General features: G+C 58.2%; 2 protein-coding genes. Both read left to right on the top strand.

Annotated elements, in window-relative coordinates:
* On the top strand, positions 1–3,443 hold a 3,443-nt coding region (gene mobF / locus Q0U90_RS11485), incomplete at its 5' end, for a MobF family relaxase (protein ID WP_297455261.1).
* A 246-nt stretch (positions 3,444–3,689) separates the two neighbouring features.
* Positions 3,690–3,986 (top strand): ParA family protein (locus Q0U90_RS11480; RefSeq protein WP_297455258.1); only part of this gene is annotated, 297 nt, incomplete at its 3' end.

Raw genomic sequence — 3,986 nt, 5'->3', positions numbered from 1 at the left:
TGCTCACGATTGCGAAGCTGCACGGTGAGTCTGTGGCCTATTACGAGTCCACTGTTTCGACCGAAGAGGAGCGTTCGAGTGGTCCCGATGCGTACTACTCGGAGGACGGAACGAAGCCTGCGACGGCGTGGATTATGGCGCAAAGGAGTGCGCAAGTGCGCGCAGTTTCTGACGCGTTAGGGGTCGAAGTTGGCGCGGTTGTTGGCGGCGATCGTGTGCGTGATTGGTTTAATAAAGCGGTTGCGCCGAGTGGTGAAAAGCTCGGGCGCGCGCCGAAACAAAGCGGGGTTCCTGGTTTCGATCTGACGTTTTGCGCGCCGAAAAGTGTGTCGATTCTGTGGGGTGTGGCAGACGATCCAGCGCTGAAACAGGTTGTGGATCAGGCGCATGCGCGCGCGGTTGAGAGCGCACTTTCTTACTTTTCGGAGCACGCTGGTTATACGCGGCGTGCTGATGTGCGGGATAAAACGCGCATGGTTATTGATCGGGTTGAGGCGCTTTCTGGTGTGAAATATGAGCATCGGACGTCGCGGTCGGGTGATCCTCATGTGCATTCGCATGTGCTGTTGTCGAACAAGCAATTGTGCCGTGATGGGAAGTGGCGAACGCTTGATTCTAAGGGGGTGTATCACGAGGCTCGTGCCGCTGGGATGCTGTATCAGGCGGTGATTCGTGAAGAACTCTCGCGCGAGTTGGGTGTTTCGTGGGGTGAAGTCGTCAACGGGTGTGCGGAGATTGCTGGGCTTGATTCGCCCGAGATGATCCGCGCGTTTTCGACAAGGGCGCGTGAAATTGATGCGTGGCGTAGTGCGAACGGGCTGGAGGCTACCGGCGAGTTGGGACGTGTCGCGCAGAAGAAAACACGCCAGCGCAAGGACTTAGATACACCCCTTGCTGAGCTTGAAGCAGGCTGGAAACAAAGTGCGGCGGGGGAGAAGGCGCGCGGGTTTATCGCATCACTTCGACCAGGAACAGCGCGCAATGTAGGTGTGGTGCTTCCCGATGTGCGCGACGTTTTAGCTGCGGTGGTTGCTGAACGCTCGACGTTTACGCGCGCTGATGTTGTCGAGAAGATCGCCGAGATGATGCCGGTTGGCGCTGTTTCACCGGAGCAGATGCGAGAAGTTGTCGAGCAGATTGCTGACGAAGTATTTGCCGATGACAGCACATGGACGGTGACACCGGATAAGGCACCAGAGGTCAACGACCAGGCGCGTGAGGGCGCACAGCGGTTTACAACTGATGCAGTGGTCGCTGAAATTGATCGCGGTATCGACGTTGCTACGGCGGTTGTCGACGCCGGTGTTGATGCGTCGGCGATTGTCCCAATCGACGGCAAACTTTCGCAGGCGCAAGCAGAAGCCATGCGCGCGGTGGTGCAGTCGCGGTATCTGGCAAGCGTGGTCGTCGCCCCGGCAGGTGCCGGAAAAACTTCGAGCTTGAAAGCAGCTCGTCGTGTGTGGGAGCAGGCCGGTCGACAAGTCGTTGGATTGGCCCCGACTGGTAAAGCTGCCGATGTGATGGTCGGCGAGCAGGTCGCGCATAGTGCTTCGACGGTGGCGAGAGTGTTGCTGCAAGTCGACGGCGTTGATGCGTCGCCGGCAGCGCAAAAACTTGGTTGGGGCACCGACACTGTGGTCGTCGTTGACGAGGTCGGCATGGTGGCTACTCCTGATGTGGTGCGCATCCTTGAGATCGCGCAGGCCGCAGGTTCGCGCGTGGTGTTTGTCGGAGACCCGAACCAGTATGGCGCGGTGAAAGCACGCGGAGGCATGCTCGCCACGCTGGCCCATGAGCTGCCGGATGCAGTGGAGCTCACCGAGGTCTTCCGCCAGAAAGATCCACACGAGCGGGAAGCATCGAAACAGCTTCGCACAGGTCAGCTGCCGAATGTGCAACGTGCTGCTGATTTTTACGCCGCTGCTGGCAGACTGCATGCAGGGTCGGTCACCGCGATGATGGGCGATGCACTTGCTGGCTGGAAGCAGGATATTTCCGCTGGGAAGCGTTCAATCTTGGTGGCTTCGAACAACGAGTACGTGGCGGCACTCAACGCTGCCGCACAGGCCGTAATGGCCGAGCGAGGCGAGCTAGACACCACGGTGTCGGTGGCGATTAGCGGGGAGCAAGTCGCACATGTTGGAGACACGATCCTGACGCGCAACAACGATTATGAACTGGTCACCAGTGCTGGTGATGTGGTGCGCAATGGGCAGCGTTGGCAGGTCGAACAGATCAATGCCGATGGGTCCATGCAGGTACGCAGACTTGATGAAACTAACGTCACTGTGACGCTGAACCCGGAGTATGTCGGTGCATATGTCCAGCTTGGATATGCCACCTCTGGGCATGCGTCCCAAGGTGCCACGGTGGACGTGGCTCGCGTGGTTGCTGCTGTAGGCCAGATTGATCAAGCCGGGGCATATGTCCCACTGACGCGAGGACGCGAGGGCAACTACTTGTACATGGCCGAGGCGATGCCTGGCGATAGCGATACCGGACATGGGCGAAGCGCTGACACATCGCAGTTGCGGCGTGAATCGACCGAGTATGCACGTGATCTGTTGGTGCAGGCAGCAACGCGCAGAGCTTCCGATCAAAGCCCGTATGCAATCCACCGCAACGCGAGAGCGGATTGGGAGCTTGCCAAGCTAGCCGCAACAACACCGCCAGACACGGACGTATTTGCTGGCACACGCATAGGCGAGTGCGCGCAGCGGCGAGCGCATGCACGGTTGCAGCGCCTGGAAGCGTTCTACGCCTCCCAACGCGCACCGCGTGATGTGCCTGCGGAGAAACCGCAGGAAAAGCGTGTGGCAACAGGTCTGATCGACAAGCTCGGCATGAGCACAGGGCATGCGCGCACGGCACCGCAGCAACCACGCACACCGGACGATACCCAGCTCATTGAGCTACGCAATCGCGTTGCAGCGATACGCACGATGTGCGATGAACACCGCGAAGCAATAGACCGGTTAGAGGAGCAGGAGACGCACACCATCAAGCAGCGCGAGCAGCGAATGAAGCATGTGCGCAGCATGCAGCGCAAGCGCCAAGGCTTGATTGCCAAGCAGGACAATCGCGGTTGGTTTGCACGGACGTTGAAGCCGAATGAGTACGCGGCGCAGATCGCTGAATGCGATGTAATCATTGCGCGGAATGTGAAGCAGGCTGACCAGCTCGGCGAGCAGGCGCACACGTTGCGTGAAGAAGCCTTGCAGCATCACGGACAGCTTGAGCGGTTAAGCCAAGAAGCATCACGGATTGAGACGGCGATCAAGGCGCACGAGCGCACGGGGCAGGTGGGAAGTTCGCGTGATGCGGTGAGCCTGTCGGAGCGGATTTCGTTGCAGCAGCGCATGCAACAAGGCCGCCGATCCTCGTATGAAAACGGTCCACAACAGCCGGTAAAAAGTAGTGAAACAGATCACTATTTAGAGTAAGGAAAAGGGCTGTTTTTCCTGGTCACTCTATGAGTCTCATTTTGAGACTCACGGAAATTTGAGCCCATTTAGCGGCCCTTCGTCATGTTGGTTTTGGCGTACTCGTTCCGGCGGTAGAGCGCTCGTGCTGTGCGCATGGGCGGTGGGGTGGTGTAGGGGGTCTAGTGCGTAAACCTGTAAAGCTGTATACTGTAAAACTGTAAACCCGTAACCTGTAAACCTGTATTGAAAAAGAGGAGGTAGGTCATGATTATCACCACTATCAACGCCAAAGGCGGGGTGGGAAAAACCACCACAACGATGTTTCTGGCGACCGTGTTCGCTCAGCGTGGATACGCGGTCACCGTTGCCGACCTTGACCGTCAGGGGTCTGCGCTCGACTGGGCAGAGCGCGCCGAAGATGGTGGTAACCCGTTGCCGTTTGATGTTGAGTTGTCGATCCCGAAGCGCGTTGATCGTCAAGCTGCACTTGTCGCCGATGACGAGATCATGTTTATTGATGTGCCGCCAGGTGATGAAAACGCGATTGAGGCGGCAATCGCA

Origin of the sequence: uncultured Corynebacterium sp. (genome assembly GCF_946998835.1) — a bacterium.
In the GTDB taxonomy this organism is placed as follows: domain Bacteria; phylum Actinomycetota; class Actinomycetes; order Mycobacteriales; family Mycobacteriaceae; genus Corynebacterium.
The sequence above is the reverse complement of the archived record's forward strand: the minus strand, read 5'-3'. Positions and strand labels throughout refer to the sequence as shown.